The 841-nt window shown below is 36.6% G+C and carries 1 protein-coding gene and 1 pseudogene; one reads left to right on the top strand and one right to left on the bottom strand.

Features of this window, described 5'->3' with window-relative positions; genetic code table 11:
* The coding region (locus ACFIK8_RS10690; protein WP_375669413.1) for a glutamate--tRNA ligase family protein at nucleotides 1–216 on the bottom strand (216 nt) is incomplete at its 3' end.
* 110 nt (nucleotides 217–326) lie between these two features.
* Here ACFIK8_RS10690 and ACFIK8_RS10685 point away from each other — a divergent pair.
* Nucleotides 327–841: pseudogene (locus ACFIK8_RS10685) on the top strand (transporter); the annotation flags it as partial.

Below are 841 nucleotides of genomic sequence, written 5' to 3'. Positions count from 1 at the left end.
AGGATCGCCGTCATAGCTAAGCCCCATCCAGTGTAAGCCGTCTATAATGGCTTTTAAAGCTGTTTCTGTTGAGCGCTCTCTATCTGTATCTTCAATGCGTAGAAGCATTTTACCACCGGTATGTTTTGCATAAAGCCAATTAAAGAGAGCAGTACGAGCGCTACCAATATGAAGAAAGCCAGTGGGTGAAGGAGCAAAACGGGTAATAACGGACACAGATATCTCCCTTTAAATTATATTGCTTATGGAACTTTATAAAAGGATTATGTTAGCATAGCTGATAGGATATACAATAGCCGCATTGTAAGTGAAGTGGGGATTTGCGGATGTTAAATCAGAATAAAGTTAAGGACGATTTATCAGAAGGAAAAAAATTAGCTCTGATATGGCAAGAGAATCTCTCCACTCTTGATGGTGCAAAGAACGTTAGCTGTAAAGAACAAAAGAATTCCCTTTTTACGCCTTTAAAAGAAGCAATAATTTTTTGTTGGAAGTGGTTGGCAGATTGCATAAACAAAGAAATTTCTTTTGGACTTCTTTTTTCGTTGATTTTAGTCTTTTTTTCTACGGGTATTATTGTTTATTTCAATTTAGAGCGAGAACCAAGTTGGGGACAATTTTTTGTGTTGGTCAGTATATTCCCTGGAATATTGTATATTTTACGTTTTTATTGGGGAATATGGATTATTGCAGGATTTCTGTTTTGTGTTGTATTGGGCGCTTTTGCTGCAAAAATAGAAACATGGCGTATATCGACACCAATGTTGAACCGTGATGTTTTCACGACATTAACAGGAAGAATTATTTCTATTGAGTCAATGCAAAAAGGGGGATTTCGTTT

Source organism: Bartonella sp. MR168JLCBS (assembly GCF_042194175.1).
The sequence above is the reverse complement of the archived record's forward strand: the minus strand, read 5'-3'. Positions and strand labels throughout refer to the sequence as shown.